The sequence below is a fragment of the Methylobacterium sp. Leaf118 genome (assembly GCF_920984675.1).
Lineage (GTDB): Bacteria > Pseudomonadota > Alphaproteobacteria > Rhizobiales > Beijerinckiaceae > Methylobacterium.
In genome coordinates this window covers 31885-47078 of sequence record NZ_CAKLBV010000028.1, presented here as the reverse complement: position 1 = coordinate 47078, position 15194 = coordinate 31885, and the positions used below count along the sequence as shown (strand labels likewise).

Sequence of the window (15194 nt, the reverse complement as noted above, 5' to 3'; positions counted from 1 at the left end):
CACGATGAAAACGGCCGCCGATGTGCTGAAGGCCATCAAGGACAACGACGTGAAGTACGTCGACTTCCGCTTCACCGACCCGCGCGGCAAGTGGCAGCACGTGACCTTCGACGTCGGCCTCGTCGACGAGGAGATCTTCACCGAGGGGACGATGTTCGACGGTTCGTCGATCGCCGGTTGGAAGGCGATCAACGAGTCCGACATGCTGCTCATGCCCGATCCGGTCACGGCCTGCATGGATCCGTTCTTTTCGGCCTCGACCATGTCGATCGTCTGCGACGTGCTGGAGCCGTCGACCGGCGAGCCCTATTCCCGCGATCCCCGCGGCACCGCCAAGCTCGCCGAGGCCTACCTGCGCTCGACCGGCATCGGCGACGAGATCTTCGTCGGCCCCGAGGCCGAGTTCTTCGTGTTCGACGACGTGAAGTTCGGCGCCGACCCCTACCACACCGGCTTCCAGCTCGACTCGACCGAGCTGCCGACCAACGGCTTCACCGATTACGAGGGCGGCAACCTCGGCCACCGCATCCAGACCAAGGGCGGCTACTTCCCCGTGCCGCCGCAGGATTCGGCGCAGGACATGCGCGGCGAGATGCTGGCCGCCATGCAGTCGATGGGCGTGAAGGTCGAGAAGCACCACCACGAGGTGGCCTCCGCCCAGCACGAACTCGGCATGAAGTTCGACACGCTGACCCTGCTCGCCGACCACATGCAGATCTACAAGTACTGCATCCACAACGTCGCGCAGAGCTACGGCAAGAGCGCGACCTTCATGCCCAAGCCCGTCTACGGCGACAACGGCTCCGGCATGCACGTGCACCAGTCGATCTGGAAGAACGGCAAGCCGCTGTTTGCCGGCGACAAGTACGCCGACCTCTCCCAGGAATGCCTGTGGTACATCGGCGGCATCATCAAGCATGCCAAGGCGCTCAACGCCTTCACCAACCCGTCCACCAACTCCTACAAGCGCCTGGTGCCGGGCTACGAGGCCCCCGTGCTGCTGGCCTACTCGGCCCGCAACCGCTCGGCCTCCTGCCGTATCCCGTGGACGACGAACCCGAAGGCCAAGCGCGTCGAGGTCCGCTTCCCCGATCCGATGGCCAATCCCTACCTCGCCTTCTCGGCGCTGCTGATGGCCGGCCTCGACGGCATCCTCAACAAGATCGATCCCGGCCCGGCCATGGACAAGGATCTCTACGACCTGCCCCCGCGGGAGCTGAAGGAGATCCCGACCGTGTGCGGCAGCCTGCGCGAGGCGTTGCAGAACCTCGATAAGGACCGCGCCTTCCTCAAGGCCGGCGGCGTGTTCTCGGACGATCAGATCGATTCCTTCATCGAGCTGAAGATGGCCGAGGTGCTGCGCTACGAGATGACCCCGCACCCGATCGAGTTCGTGCAGTACTACTCCCTGTAAGGATCTCTGCCGGAGGTCGGATCCGGGACAGGTACTCCGTTCCTCGATCCGATCTCCCGATCCAGGCCGCGGCGGGTTCGAATGGAACCCGCCGCGTCCATCGGCCCGAGAGGCGGACGCCCGCTCTCGGCAGAAAGCCTCTTCCCAACAGTCAGCGAGAGGATCGCCCGGGAACCGGGTCGCTCCTCGACACGGGACGAAGCGGCCGAGCGCCGGAACCGGGTCGCGGGCCGATGCGGTCGACGCGTCGCTCCCGCCACCGCCGAGAGGGCCCGCCCCATGCCGCTCACCATTCCCGTCATCCTCGGCTCGGTGCGCTCGGAGCGCCTGGGTCTCCGCGCCGCCCGCCTGATGGTCGCGGCCCTCGAAGCCCGCGGGCACGAGGCGCCGCTGGTCGATCCCGCTGCGCTGCAGCTTCCCCTGCTGGACCGGATGTACAAGGAGTATCCGAAGGGCGAGGCGCCCGAGCCCCTGGAGCGGCTCGCCGCCCTCTACCGCCGGTCGGACGCCTTCGTCGTGGTCTCGGCCGAGTACAACCATTCGGTCCCGCCGGCGCTGTCGAACACCCTCGACCACTTCCTGGAGGAGTATTTCTGGCGCCCTTCGGGCATCTGCTGCTACTCCGCCGGCCCGTATGGCGGTGTCCGGGCGGCGATGCAGCTGCGGGCGATGCTGGCCGAACTCGGCACGCCGAGCATCCCCTCTTTGCTGCCGATCCCCCGGGTCCAGAAGGCGCTCGACGAGGCGGGCGAGCCGGCCGAGGAATGGCTCACCAAGGCGACCCGGAAGTTCCTCGACGAATTGACTTGGTACGCCGAGGCTTTGCGGGCGAAGCGCGCGGACGGCACGCCGTACTGACGATCCTGGCATCGCCCTTGCCCCTCCCCGCGCGGATCGGCACCGGAGCGGACAGCGCATGAACCCGAACGTGGACAGGGTCGGGGACATCCTCGCCGACCTGGTCAGGGCGGCCCTCATCTCGGACGACGGCCGCAGCCTCACCTTCCGTCAGGCGGCGGCGGAGCGACTCGCGACTTTGCGGGCCTCACCGCCGGACCCGGAAAGCCTGCGCATGGACGGCGCCTGGACGATCGCGGTGCGTGCCGCCGAGGCCCCCGAGTTCCGACCGGCGGAGGGCCGGGTGAGCCTGACCCTGCCGCAACGGTCGCCGTTCGACCTCGATGCGCTGTTGGCGTCCGATTTCGACCTGGAACAGGCGGTCGAGCGGATCCGTGGGAGCGCATCGACGGGCTGAAGATCTGTCGCGAATCTGTTTACGCCGCGGGCGGCGATGTTGTGACGGGCGCGCCGAGCGCCCATGTTGGGAACGAATCACGGCCATCGCGCCGTTCCGAACCCACGAGACGACCGCGCCGCCCGCGAGCGGCCGGTGCGGTGAGACTTCTTGGCCAAACGCATCGATCCGCAGGGCACCCGCGCCCCCCTCCCGACCCGCGAGCAGATCCTCGCCTTCGTGGCTGATTCGCCGGAGGCCGTCGGCAAGCGCGAGATCGCGAAGGCCTTCGGGCTGAAGGGCGCCGACAAGATCGGGCTCAAGGCGATCCTCAAGACGATCCAGGAGGAAGGCGGCCTGGAACGCGGGCGCGGCGGCCTGCGCCGGGGCGGAAGCCTGCCGGACGTCGTCGTCGCCGACATCGTCGCCCGCGACCGGGACGGCGATCTCGTGGCGCGGCCGGCGCAGTGGGAGGGCGAGGGCGAGGCGCCGCGGATCACCGTCGAGATGCCGCGGGCCGGCCGCAAGGGCAACCGCCCCGCCCCCGGCCTCGGCGACCGGGCGCTGATCCGCGTGTCGCCCGACGGGGAGGCGCCGGGCCGCTATACCGGCCGGATCATCAAGGTGATTGGCAAGAACCGCGCCGAGATCATCGGCATCTACCGCGCGGGCCGCGACGGCGGGCGCATCCTGCCGGTCGACAAGAAATCGCAGGGTAAGGAGATCGCGATCCCGCCGGGCGAAGAGGGCGACGCGCGCGACGGCGACCTCGTCAGCGTCGCGGTGGAGCGCGAGACTCGCTTCGGTCTCCCACGCGGCCGGGTCAGCGAGCGGCTGGGCTCCCTCGGCACCGAGAAGGCGGTGAGCCTGATCGCCCTGCACGTCCACAACATCCCCCACGTCTTTCCCCCCGCGGTGCTGGAGGAGGCCGACGCGGCCAAGGCGGCGACGAAGCGCGGGCGCGAGGATTGGCGCGCGGCGCCGCTGGTCACCATCGACCCGCCCGACGCCAAGGACCACGACGACGCGGTGATGGCGGAGCCCGATCCCGATCCGGCCAATGCGGGCGGATTCCTCGTCACCGTCGCCATCGCCGACGTCGCGGCCTATGTCCGCGCCGGCTCGGCCCTCGACCGCGAGGCGCTGTTGCGCGGCAACTCGGTCTACTTCCCCGATCGGGTCGTCCCGATGCTGCCCGAGCGCATCTCCAACGACCTTTGTTCGCTCCGACAGGGCGAGGACCGGCCGGCGCTCGCCGTCCGGATGACCATCGGTGCCGACGGCGTGAAGCGGAAGCACAGCTTCCACCGCATCCTGATGCGGTCGCATGCCAAGCTCGCCTATGCCCAGGCGCAGGCCGCGATCGAGGGTCGGCCCGACGAGACGACCGGGCCGATCCTCGAGACGGCTCTGCGTCCGCTCTACGCCGCTTATGCCGCGATGACGCGGGCCCGCGACGAGCGGGGGCCGCTCGCCCTCGACCTGCCCGAGCGCAAGGTGCTGCTGACGCCGGAGGGGGGGGTCGACCGGGTGATCGTGCCGGAGCGTCTGGAGGCGCACCGGCTGATCGAGGAGTTCATGATCCAGGCCAATGTCGCGGCGGCCGAGACCCTGGAGGCGGCGAATTCGCCGCTGATCTACCGGGTGCATGACGAGCCGGCGCTCGAGAAGATGCGGGCGCTCTCCGAGGTGCTGGCCTCCATCGGCATCAAGATCGCCAAGGCCGGGGCGCTCCGGCCCTCGCTGTTCAACCGCATCCTCGCCCAGGTTTCGGACAGCGAGCACGCGATCTTCGTCAACGAGGTCGTGCTGCGCTCCCAGGCCCAGGCGGTCTACGCCGCGCAGAATCTCGGCCATTTCGGGCTGAACCTGCGCCGCTACGCCCATTTCACCTCGCCGATCCGGCGCTATGCCGACCTCGTGGTGCACCGCGCCCTGGTGCGGGCCTGCGGCCTCGGCAAGGACGGGCTGCCCGCCGACGTGACGCCCGGAGCCCTCGACGCGGTGGCCGAGCAGATCTCCGGCGCCGAACGTCGGGCCATGGCGGCCGAGCGCGACACCATCGACCGGCTCGTCGCCGGCTACCTCGCCGACCGGGTCGGCGCGACCTTCACGGGGCGCATCTCCGGCGTGACCCGGGCGGGGCTCTTCGTGAAGCTCGCCGAGACCGGGGCCGACGGGTTCGTGCCCGCCGCCACCATCGGGGCCGATTACTACCGCCACGACGAGACCCAGCACGCCCTCGTCGGCGACCGGACCGGCGAGACGTTCCGCCTCGGCGACCCGGTCGAGGTGCGGCTGGTGGAGGCCGCAGCGGTGGCCGGGGCGTTGCGCTTCGAGATTCTGTCGGAGGGCCGCACCCGCTCGGGCGCGAAGGGAGGCGGGCGCCGGCCGGCCGGGTCGGCCAAGCCGGGTCGGCCCAAGGTCCGGGCCGGGAAGGCGAGCGCGCCGTCGAGGCCCGGCCGCGCCGGTCCGAAGCCGCCCGCCACCGACGGCGACGGCTCGCGACGCCATCGCGGCTCGCGCCGCTGAGCGGAAGCGGCTACGATCGCCCCATGGATCCCGCCTTGCCCCAGCACCCCGCCTCGCATCGGCACGACGTCCCCCCGCCGGGGCATGCGGCGCGCGTGCCGCTGAGCCGGGCCATGGCCCGCGGCTTCGTCAACCGCTGCCCGCATTGCGGGGACGGCAAGATGTTCGGCCGTTTCCTCAAGGTGCGGCCCGCCTGCGACGCCTGCGGCCTCGCGATGGCCGAGCACCGGGCCGACGACCTGCCGCCCTACCTCGTGATCTTCCTCGTCGGCCACATCGTCGGCTACCTCGTGCTCGAGGTGGAGATGGGCTACGACGTGCCGCTCTGGCTTTCGCTGACCGTGTGGCCGCTGCTCACCCTCGTTCTGGCGCTGGGGCTGCTCCAGCCGGTCAAGGGCGCGGTGATCGGCCTGCAATACGCGTTCGGGATGCACGGGTTCGGCGTGGCTCCGCCCGTTCTGGGCGGCGCGGAAGCAGGGGAGAGGCGCGGCGGTGAGTCAGCAGGAAGAGCAGGCGGCGCCCCCGGTCTCGGAAACGCCTGACGTCCCGATCACCGATGCCGGGGCGCCCCGGCGCGCCGCCACCCTTCGCCCGCACGACGCCGCCACGCTGATCCTGCTCGATCGCTCCCGCAAGGCGTTGCGGGTGCTGATGGGCCGGCGCAACGAGCGGCTCGCCTTCATGGGCGGCAAATACGTGTTTCCCGGTGGGCGCATCGAGGCCTCCGATCGGCAGATGCCGGTGGCCGGTGCCCTGTCCCAGCGCGCCGAGGACGGCCTCCGGGCGAAGCTGCCCCGGGCCCCGCACCATCTCGGCCGCTCCCTGGCCCTCGCGGCGATCCGCGAGACCTACGAGGAGACCGGCCTCCTGATCGGCACCCGCGAATACGGCCCGCCGGAATCGGCCCCCGAGGGCGCGTGGCAGGCTTTCCTCGAGGCGGGCGTGATGCCCGACCTCGAAGCCCTGCACCTCGTCGCCCGGGCGATCACGCCGCCCAAGCGCCCGCGCCGGTTCGACACCCGCTTCTTCGCCGTCGATCGACGGGCGGTCGCCGGCGAGTCCCCCGGCATCGTCGGCCCCGATGCGGAACTGACCGAACTGGCCTGGGTCACCCTCGACGACGCGCGCAGGACCCTCGATTTGCCCCGCATCACCCGCGTCGTCCTCGACGACCTCGAGGCGGCGGCGCAGGCCGGTTTCCCGCCCTACCGCCCGGTTCCGTTCTACTTCGAACGTCATGGAAAGGGCGTGCGGGAGGAGATTTGAGGCGCGGTTTGTCGGTCCAGGCGGACGGCGACGACGGCCTCCTCTGACAACGTCGTGAGGCTATGCTGTTTTGTGGCTCTGGGCCGGATGGGCTTAGCGGGCCGTTAAGCCGCCTCTGACTCTCTGGCTCGCACCGATTCCAGCCGGGCTGCCCGCGATGTTCTCACCGCTTCGTCGCTCCGACGCCTCCGCCAAACTCGATGCGCTGAACCGATCCCAGGCCGTCATCACCTTCGCCCTCGACGGCACCATCCTCGACGCCAACGACAACTTCCTCGCCCTGGTGGGCTACACGCTCGGCGAGGTGCGCGGGCGCCATCACCGGATGTTCGTCGATCCCGCGGAGGCGGGAGCGCCGGCCTATGCGGCGTTCTGGGAGGCCCTGCGCGAGGGACAGTTCCAGGCCGCGGCCTACAAGCGGCGCACCAAGGACGGGCGCGAGGTCTGGATCCGCGCGACCTACAACCCGGTCCTCGACGCCCGCGGGCGACCGGTGCGGATCGTCAAGTTCGCCCTCGACGTCACCGCCGAGCGGCACGCCGCCGCCGAGAGCGCGGGCCAGATCGCGGCGATCGACCGCTCGCAGGCGGTGATCCAGTTCGATCTCGACGGCACGATCCGCCACGCCAACGCCAATTTCCTCGCCGCCCTCGGCTACGACCTCGCCGAAGTCCAGGGCCAGCATCACCGCCTGTTCGTGGATCCCGCCGAGGCGGCCTCGCCGGCCTACGGGGCGTTCTGGGAGCGGCTGGCCCGCGGCGAGTACCAGGCCGGCGAGTTCAAGCGCATCGGCAAGGGCGGGCGCGAGGTCTGGATCCAGGCGACCTACAACCCGATCTTCGACCTCGCCGGGCGCCCGTTCAAGGTCGTGAAATACGCCAGCGACGTCACCGCGACCAAGACGGTGGCCGCCGACATGGCGGGCCAGGTCGAGGCGGCCCGGCGCTCCCAGGCGGTGATCGAGTTCGCCATGGACGGCACCGTGCTCGACGCCAACGAGAACTTCCTCACTGCGATGGGCTACACCCTGCCCGAGATCGTCGGAAAGTCCCACAGCCTGTTCGTGATGCCGGACTATGCCCGCAGCCCCGCCTATGCGGCCTTCTGGGAGAGCCTGCGGGCCGGCCGGTTCAGCTCCGCCGCCTATCAGCGCATCGGCAAGGGCGGTCGCGAGGTCTGGATCCAGGCCTCGTACAACCCGGTCCTCGACCCCAGCGGGCGCCCGTTCAAGGTCGTGAAATACGCCTTCGACATCACCCAGAGCATGATGGTGCGGGCGAGTGCCATCGCCATGGCCGAACAGACTTTGGGGCGGGTGCGCGGCGTCGCCACGGCCTCCGAGGAGATGCACCGCACTTCGACGGAGATTGCCGGGCAGATGGACCGCTCGCAACAGGCGGTGGGCGACATCCAGGCCCGGATGGAGGCGACCGGTCGGCTCTCGCACCGGCTCGGCGCGGCGGCCTCCGCCATGAACGGCGTGGTCGAGGCGATCACCTCGATTGCCGATCAGATCAACCTGCTGGCCCTGAACGCCACGATCGAGGCCGCCCGCGCGGGTGCCGCCGGGCGCGGCTTCGCCGTCGTCGCCACCGAGGTGAAGGGCCTCGCCGAACAGGCCAGAACCGCGACCTCCCGCATCACCGGAGAGATCGCCGCGATGCAGGCGGTCTCCCGGGAGGTCGGCGCGGCCTTGGCCGCCACCGCCTCGGTGGTCGACACGGTGCAGGACACCATTGCCCAGACCGCCGCGGCAAGCGTGCAGCAGCGCGCCACCACGGGGCAGGTCAATGCCGATATGCAATCGACCGCCGAGACGGTGGCGGGCTTCGCCAGGAACCTCGATTCCTGGAGCGTCGGGCTGGAGGAGCGGCGGGTCGAGGACCGGGTGCGGGGCCTGAGCCCGGTCCGCCTCGCCTTCACCCCCGCGGGGAGCAGCGCCCCGCGCACGGTCGATGGCCTGTTGCTGAACCGTTCGCCGAGCGGCGCGAAGCTCTCGGTCGAGGCGGACGGGATCCCCGACGCGTTCACCCTGCATCTCGAGGGCGAGGCTCCGATCGCGTGTCGGGTCGTGCGGCGCACGGGCCAGGAACTCGGCATTCGCTTCGCGTAGGGGCCGGGGCTCCTCCAGAATCGTCCTGAATGTCGAATCCCTGACGATCCCTGTTCCGCATCGTCTTTTTCCGAAAAGGCCGACACGGCCTCCCCCGCGCCCGGCTGGCCGGAGGTTCGGAAACGCCCGCGCCTGCCGCGCGCCGTGGTCTCGGGCCGCGGCCGCGTCAGGAGGCGGTCGCGCCGCCCTCCGCATCCGCCACCAGGGCGGCCAAGCCCTCGCGGTAAGTCGGGTAGGCGAGCCTCACGCCCAGCTCCTCCCGGATCAGCCGGTTCCGAACCCGCTTGTTCTCGCCGTAGAAGCTGCGCGCCATCGGGCTGAGGTCGGCGGTCTCGTAATCGACCGCGGGCGGCAGGGGCAGGCCGGTCAGCGCGGCGGCGTGCTCGATCACCGTCTGGGGCGGGGCGGGCTCGTCGTCGGTGACGTTATAGACCGCGCCGCCGCGCGGGCGCGCGATCGAGGCGGCGAGCGTCGTCGCGATGTCGGCCACGTGGATGCGGTTGAACACCTGGCCCGGCTTGACGATGCGCTGGGTCCGGCCCTCGCGCAGCTTCACGATCGGGTTGCGGCCGGGGCCGTAGATGCCCGACAGCCGGAAGATCTGGACCGCCTTGCCGGTCTCCTGGCCGAGGGCGCACCACGCCGCCTCGACGGCGAGGCGCTCCCGCGAGCGCGCGCTCGTCGGCGTGGCCGGCGTGGTCTCGTCGATCCAGGCGCCGCCCTGGTCGCCGTAGACCCCGATGGTCGAGAGGTAGCCGATCCACCGGATGCGGCTTGCCGCGATGGCGGGTCCGTAGCGCCGCAGGGCCGTGTCGCCGCCCGGCCCCGGAGGGGCGGAGACGAGCAGCACATCCGTGTCGGCGAGGTCGTCGGCGATGCCGGGGCCGTCCGTGTCCGGGCCGAAGGCGCACATCGCGAAGCCCGTCGCGGCGGCGAGCGTCTCCGCCCGCTCGGCCTCCGTCACGGTCGCCCGCACGGCGGCGAAGTCGGCCCGCCGGGTTTCCGCGAAGTGGCGCGCGGAGAAGCCGAGGCCGAAGACGAACAGGTTCATGCGGGCGGATTCTCCGGGGCGGGCGCCCCCTCCCCGCGGGTCGGGCCGAGAGCGTGCCATTCGGCCCTCACATGGGGATCCGTCTCGTCGCGTCCATGGGCGTCGAACAGGCGGGCGAGGTCGGCCGCGGGCAGCAGCCGGCCGCAGGCCCAGATGGCGGCCCCGCGGACGGTGGGGTCGGGATCGGTCAGGCAGCGCGCGGCTTCGTCGGCGAGCGCGGGGGTGTCGGAGTTCCCGATGGCGATCAGGACATTGCGCAGGAAGCGATCGCGGCCGGTGCGCTTGATCGGCGTGCCGGCGAATCGGGCCCGGAACGCCGCCTCGTCGAGCCGGGCGAGGTCCTTGAGCGGCGGGGCCGCGAGATCCGCCCGGGCGGCCATGCGCATCTCCCGCGCGGCGCCGGCGAACTTGTTCCAGGGGCAGACGGCGAGGCAATCGTCGCAGCCGAAGATCCGGTTGCCGATCTTCGCGCGATACGCGGCCGGAATCGGCCCCGGATGCTCGATGGTGAGATACGAGAGGCAGCGGCGCGCATCGAGGCGGTAGGGCGCCGGGAACGCGTCGGTCGGGCAGGCATCGAGGCAGCGGCGGCAGGAGCCGCAATGGTCGCCCTCGGGCGGGTCGGGCTCCAATTCGGCGGCGGAGAAGATCGCGCCGAGCATCAGCCAGTTGCCGTGCGCGCGCGAGACCAGCACCGTGTGCTTGCCCTGCCAGCCGAGCCCGGAGGCCTGCGCCAGGGGCTTCTCCATCACCGGGGCGGTGTCGCAGAAGACCTTGACCGGCCGCCCCGAGCGCGCCGAGAGGAAGCCGCCGAGCTCCTTCAGCTTGCCCTTGACCACCTCGTGATAGTCGCGCCGCTGCGCGTAGGTCGCGATCGCGCCGCGATCCTTCAGGGCCAGGAGCGCGAGGGGATCGGTCTGCGGCCCGGCATTCATGCCGAGCATCAGGACGCTGCGCGCCTCGGGCCAGAGCACCAGCGGGTCGGCGCGCTGATCGGCCCGCGCCTCCATCCAGTCCATGGTGCCGTGATGGCCCGCCACGAGCCAGGCGGGCAGGTGCTCACGCAAGGCGGGCACGGCGTCGGGGCGGGTGACGCGGACGGCGTCGAAGCCGAGCTTGCGCGCCCGCGCCTCGACGGTCTCGCGCAGGGCGCGGCCGGTCAGGGCCGGGGTGGCGGGTTTCAGAAATCCAGATCCGCGTAATGGGCCGCCGGCGGCATGCCGGGAGCCCGGTCCGCGAGGAGCGCGCGGAAGGACGGGCGGGACTTCACCCGCGCGTACCAGTCCTTCGCCATCTCGTCCTCGTCCCATGGCACGTCGCCGAGGTAATCCACGCAGGAGATGTGGGCGGCGGCCGCGAGATCCGCATAGGTCAGGTGGTCGCCCGCCAGCCAGCGGCGTCCGCCGATCAGGTAGCCGATATACTGGAGATGGTAGCGCACGTTGGTGCGCGCGGCGCGAATGGCGTTCATGTCCGGCGGGCCGCCGCCGGCCGTGCTCGGCATGAAGCGCTTGTCGATCTTTTCGGTGACGAGGTACTCGGTCACCTCGGCGTTGAACTTGACGAGGAACCAGTCGAGCAGGCGCCGCACCTCGACCCGGGCGACGGTGGTGTCGGGCAGGAGCCGCCGGCCGTTGAGGCCCAGGCCCCGCGTCTCGTCGAGATACTCGGCGATCACGGCGGCGCCCGGCACGGCGAGGCCGGTCTGCTCCACCAGCACCGGCGTGGTGCCGGCCGGGTTGATCGTCAGGAAGTCCCGCCGCCGCTCCCAGGGCCGTTCCTCCACGAGCACCGGCTCCATGCCCATCTCGGTGAGCGCGAGGCGGATGAAGCGGGAATGGGGGCAGAACGGTGCGTGGTGAAGGGTTGCCATCGAGGCCGTGGTTCAGCGTGTCGGTCCAAAAAGCCGCCGGCTCGGCAACTCGCTGCCACCGGACGAAGGGTCCGGCCGGCAGGCCAGGATTATGGTTGGTTCGTTGCTGCCTCCTTAACAGACTCACGCGTCCGCGGTAACCGCGCGTCAACCCTGCCGCCCCAAAGCTGCCGCACCGCCGTCGTCTGCCGCACTCCGCGTGATCGCGCCGGCCGGCCGAAGGGCCAGGGGCGCGGCCAAGAAGCGCGGGCAAGACGCGCAGCCAACAGGCGCGGGGAACACAAGACCATGGATCTCGTCCAGATCGCGAAGGCGCTCCTGCTCGCCGTGGTGGAGGGCGCGACCGAGTTCATCCCGGTCTCCTCGACCGGGCACCAGCTGCTGGTGGGCCATTTCATCGGCTTCCACTCGCCTAACAACACCTTCGAGGTGCTGATCCAGCTCGGCGCCGTGCTGGCGATCCTCTACGCCTATTTCGGCAAGCTCTGGGGCATCGCCACCCGCCTGCCGCACGACCCGACCGCGCGGCGCTTCGTGCTCGCCGTGCTCGTCGCCTTCCTGCCCGCGGCAATCGTCGGCGGCCTCTTCTCCAAGGTCATCAAGCTCTACCTGTTCAACCCGTGGATCATCTGCTCCACCCTGGTGGCGGGCGGGCTCGTGCTGCTCGTGATCGACGACATGTTCGGCGAGCCGAAGTCCACGCCGCCGGACGAGCGCCACACCGACAGGGTGGAGCAGCCGCGCAAGACCGACGTGTTCACCTTCAGCCTGCCGATGGCCCTCAAGATCGGCGCCTTCCAGTGCCTCGCCATGATCCCCGGCGTATCGCGCTCCGGCGCCACCATCGTCGGCGCCATGCTGATGGGCGCGAGCAAGCGGTCGGCCACCGAGTTCTCGTTCTACCTCGCCATGCCGACCATGGCCGGCGCCTTCGCCAAGGACCTGCTCGACAACTACAAGAACCTCTCCTCCGACGACGCGGCCCTCATCGCGATCGGGTTCGTGGCCGCCTTCGTCTCGGCCCTGATCGTGGTGCGGACGGTGCTCGACTACGTGTCCCGCCACGGCTTCTGGCTGTTCGCGTGGTGGCGCATCATCGTCGGCTCGCTGGGCTTTGCCGGACTGATTATTTTTGGCTGAACCCTCAGGATTTTGAACGAGGCCTGCGGGGCGACAGAGACTAAAGTCGGTTGTCGTTTCGCCGCAGGCCGTGCGAGGGCTTGCGGCCAAGCCGCCGCTCTCCCACAGAAGCGGATCGGAATCGCCGCACGTCAGGGTTCACGATGGAAGACCGTCCGCTTGCCGAGTTGTTCGAGCCCGCGACCCGGGAGCGTTGGCGCGGGGCGGTCGAGGCCGCGCTGAAGGGCGGCGACTTCGAGAAGCGTCTCGTCTCCAAGACCGCCGACGGCCTGCGGATCGAGCCGCTCTACCCCCCCGCCGCCCCCGTGGCGCAGCCGGTTCGGGCGCCGGGTCCGTGGCGGCTCGCCCAGCGCATCGACCAGCCGGACGCCGAGAAGGCCGCCGTCCAGGCGCTCGCCGACCTCGAAGGCGGCGCCGACGCCCTGGTTCTCGTGGACGCGGCCTCGCCTGCCGCCCGCGGCTTCGGCCTCGACCTGCCCGATGGGGCCGCGCTCGACGCGGCGCTGAAGGGCGTGATGCTGCCCCTGATCGCCCTGCGCCTCGATGCGGGCCCCCGCGGCTTCGCCCTTGCCGGGCTCCTCAAGGACCTCGTCGCGCGGCGCGGCGACGACCCGGCCGAACTCGACCTCGATCTCGGCCTCGACCCGATCGGGACGCAGGCGGCGACCGGCCACGCCGTCGAGGGTTGGGAGGGCCAGCTCGTGCAGGCGCTCACCGATTTCTCCGGCGTCCGCGGGCGTGTGGCTTTGGCCGATGGCCGCCCCTATCACGAGGCCGGTGCGAGCGAGGTGCAGGAGCTCGCCGCCACGCTCGCGACGGGCGTCGCCTATCTCCGCGCCCTCGAGGCCGGGGGACACGATCTCGACCGGGCGCGCGACGCGATCGCGGTGCTGCTCGTGGCCGATGCCGACGAGTTCCTGACCATCGCCAAGTTCCGGGCGATCCGCCGGCTCTGGGCCCGGATCGAGGAGGCCTGCGGCCTGGAGCCCAAGCCCCTGCGGGTGCTCGCCGAGACCGGCTGGCGGATGATGACCCGCCGCGATCCCTTCGTGAACATCCTGCGGACGGCCATGGCGTCCGCTTCGGCGGGGCTCGGCGGCGCCGATTCGGTGACGGCCCTGCCCTACACCCTGGCCCTCGGCCTGCCCGATGCCTTCGCCCGGCGCGTGGCGCGCAACAGCCAGATCGTGCTGGTGGAGGAATCGAACCTCGCCAAGGTGTCCGATCCGGCCGCGGGCGCGGGCGGCTTCGAGACGCTGACCGCCGAATTGACCGAGCGGGCCTGGTCTGCCTTCCAGGAGATCGAGCGCGAGGGCGGCATCGTGCAGAGCCTCGCCGCGGGCGCGCTGGCGGGCCGGATCGCGGCCGTGCATGCGGGCCGCGAGCGGGCGGTGGCGACCCGCAAGGCGCCGCTCACGGGGGCGAGCGAGTTCCCCTTCCTGGCCGAGAAGCCGGTGGCGGTGCTCGACGTGGCCCCGCGCCAGGCCCCGGAGCGCGGCGCGGGCGCCCTGCCCTCCCGGCGCCTCGCCGAGCCGTTCGAGGCCCTGCGCGACGCCTCCGACGCGCATCTCGCCGAGAGCCGCCGGCGTCCGGCGGTGTTCCTGGCCAATCTCGGCCCGGTCGCGGTCCACAACGCCCGCTCGACCTTCGCGGCCAACGCCTTCGCGGCCGGCGGCATCGAGGCCCTGGGCAATGACGGCTTCTCCGACCCGGCGGCGCTCGCCGAGGCGTTCAAGGCGTCCGGGGCGCGGGTCGCCTGCCTGTGCTCGTCGGACAAGCTCTACGAGACCGAGGCGGGGCCCGCGGCCGAGGCCCTGAAGGCGGCCGGCTGCGGCACGCTCTACCTCGCCGGCAAGCCGGCCGACGCGGAGGCGTTGAAGGCGGCCGGAATCCACGGCTTCCTGTTCGCGGGATGCGACCTGCTCGCCCTGCTGACCGAGGCGGCGGAGCGGGCGAAGGGCTGACGCCGGCCAAGCGAGGCTGGGCCGCGGGTTGCGCAGGCGCACGCGGCGGGAGACGGGCAAGCCTTGACCTCGCGGGCGTCGAACCAATCTTCGGCCGTGAGAGGGGCGAGGCCCAAGGGCCGAGCCCCCGTTGCAATGCCCCTTTGCCGAAGCCCCCTTGCCAAGCCGCCGCTTGGACAGCCGGACCCGACGCCATGCGCTTGCCCATCCTCGCGACCTGCCTTTCCGCCGTCGTCACCCTGGCGGTCCTCGGTCCCGCCGACGCGGCCAAGCGCAAGGTGCCGGTGCCGCACCGTTACGACGGGCGCTGGAGCATCGAGGTCGTGACCCGCGACGGACCCTGCGACCGGGCCTACCGCTACGGCGTCCAGATCCAGCGCGGCGAAGCGATCTATGGCGGGGGCGAGTTCAACATCAGCGGCCGGGTCGCGCCGAACGGCGCGGTGCGCGGCATCATCTCCCGCGGCCAGGATGCCGCGCAGGTGGTCGGGCGCCTCACCGCCGGCGGCAGCGGTTCGGGCACCTGGGAGACCGTCGGGGGCGGGCTGATCAGCTGCAGCGGCAGCTGGAACGCGGTGCGCCGGGGCTGACGCCCGGTGTTGCGGCG

At 71.3% G+C, this 15194-nt stretch carries 13 protein-coding genes; 10 read left to right on the top strand and 3 right to left on the bottom strand.

The features are described 5' to 3' along the window. The first annotated feature begins 4 nt into the window (after positions 1–4). From glnA to LW587_RS13590, 7 genes are all read left to right on the top strand, one after another. Positions 5–1414 carry a type I glutamate--ammonia ligase gene (glnA, locus tag LW587_RS13620; RefSeq protein ID WP_232630129.1) on the top strand — a complete coding sequence of 470 codons (1410 nt, stop codon included), beginning with the start codon at positions 5–7 and terminating at the stop codon, positions 1412–1414. Between the two features lie 279 nt (positions 1415–1693). Continuing rightward, on the top strand, positions 1694–2272 hold the full coding sequence (locus LW587_RS13615) for an NADPH-dependent FMN reductase (RefSeq protein WP_232630128.1): 579 nt from the start codon (positions 1694–1696) through the stop codon (positions 2270–2272). A gap of 58 nt (positions 2273–2330) precedes the next feature. After that, the gene (locus tag LW587_RS13610; RefSeq protein ID WP_232630127.1) at positions 2331–2669 is read left to right on the top strand and encodes a hypothetical protein; all 339 of its coding nucleotides are present in this window, start codon (positions 2331–2333) and stop codon (positions 2667–2669) included. Between the two features lie 150 nt (positions 2670–2819). Then, complete coding sequence (gene rnr / locus LW587_RS13605; protein WP_232630126.1) at positions 2820–5180, top strand: ribonuclease R; 2361 nt, start codon at positions 2820–2822, stop codon at positions 5178–5180. A 113-nt stretch (positions 5181–5293) separates the two neighbouring features. Beyond that, on the top strand, positions 5294–5722 hold the full coding sequence (locus LW587_RS13600) for a DUF983 domain-containing protein (protein ID WP_232630140.1): 429 nt from the start codon (positions 5294–5296) through the stop codon (positions 5720–5722). Continuing rightward, positions 5673–6446, top strand: coding sequence for an NUDIX hydrolase (locus tag LW587_RS13595; protein WP_442919148.1), 774 nt, complete (start codon positions 5673–5675; stop codon positions 6444–6446). The genes LW587_RS13600 and LW587_RS13595 overlap by 50 nt, the downstream gene beginning before the upstream one ends. 157 nt (positions 6447–6603) lie before the next feature. Continuing rightward, positions 6604–8559, top strand: a complete 1956-nt coding sequence (locus LW587_RS13590) for a methyl-accepting chemotaxis protein (RefSeq protein WP_232630125.1) — start codon at positions 6604–6606, stop codon at positions 8557–8559. Positions 8560–8725: 166 nt separating this feature from the next. Here LW587_RS13590 and LW587_RS13585 read toward each other — a convergent pair whose 3' ends face one another. Genes LW587_RS13585 through LW587_RS13575 form a run of 3 tightly spaced genes read right to left on the bottom strand, consistent with a single transcriptional unit; the run spans position 8726 to position 11483 of the window. Then, on the bottom strand, positions 8726–9610 hold the full coding sequence (locus tag LW587_RS13585; protein ID WP_232630124.1) for an SDR family oxidoreductase: 885 nt from the start codon (positions 9608–9610) through the stop codon (positions 8726–8728). Beyond that, a complete protein-coding gene (gene queG / locus LW587_RS13580; protein WP_269780330.1) occupies positions 9607–10758 on the bottom strand; it encodes a tRNA epoxyqueuosine(34) reductase QueG in 1152 nt (383 codons plus the stop codon). Before queG ends, LW587_RS13585 begins: the two co-directional genes overlap by 4 nt. Positions 10759–10790: 32 nt before the next feature. Further along, positions 10791–11483, bottom strand: coding sequence for a glutathione S-transferase family protein (locus tag LW587_RS13575; RefSeq protein ID WP_232630122.1), 693 nt, complete (start codon positions 11481–11483; stop codon positions 10791–10793). 288 nt (positions 11484–11771) lie between these two features. Between LW587_RS13575 and LW587_RS13570 the strand changes: the two genes are divergently transcribed. The 3 genes from LW587_RS13570 to LW587_RS13560 all read left to right on the top strand — a co-directional run bounded on the left by LW587_RS13570 (position 11772) and on the right by LW587_RS13560 (position 15177). Next, positions 11772–12623, top strand: coding sequence for an undecaprenyl-diphosphate phosphatase (locus tag LW587_RS13570; protein WP_232630121.1), 852 nt, complete (start codon positions 11772–11774; stop codon positions 12621–12623). Positions 12624–12766: 143 nt separating this feature from the next. Then, a complete protein-coding gene (locus LW587_RS13565; protein WP_232630120.1) occupies positions 12767–14587 on the top strand; it encodes a methylmalonyl-CoA mutase subunit beta in 1821 nt (606 codons plus the stop codon). Between the two features lie 194 nt (positions 14588–14781). Continuing rightward, positions 14782–15177 (top strand): hypothetical protein, encoded by a 396-nt coding sequence (locus LW587_RS13560; RefSeq protein WP_232630119.1) that lies wholly within the window; start codon positions 14782–14784, stop codon positions 15175–15177. Positions 15178–15194: the final 17 nt, after the last annotated feature.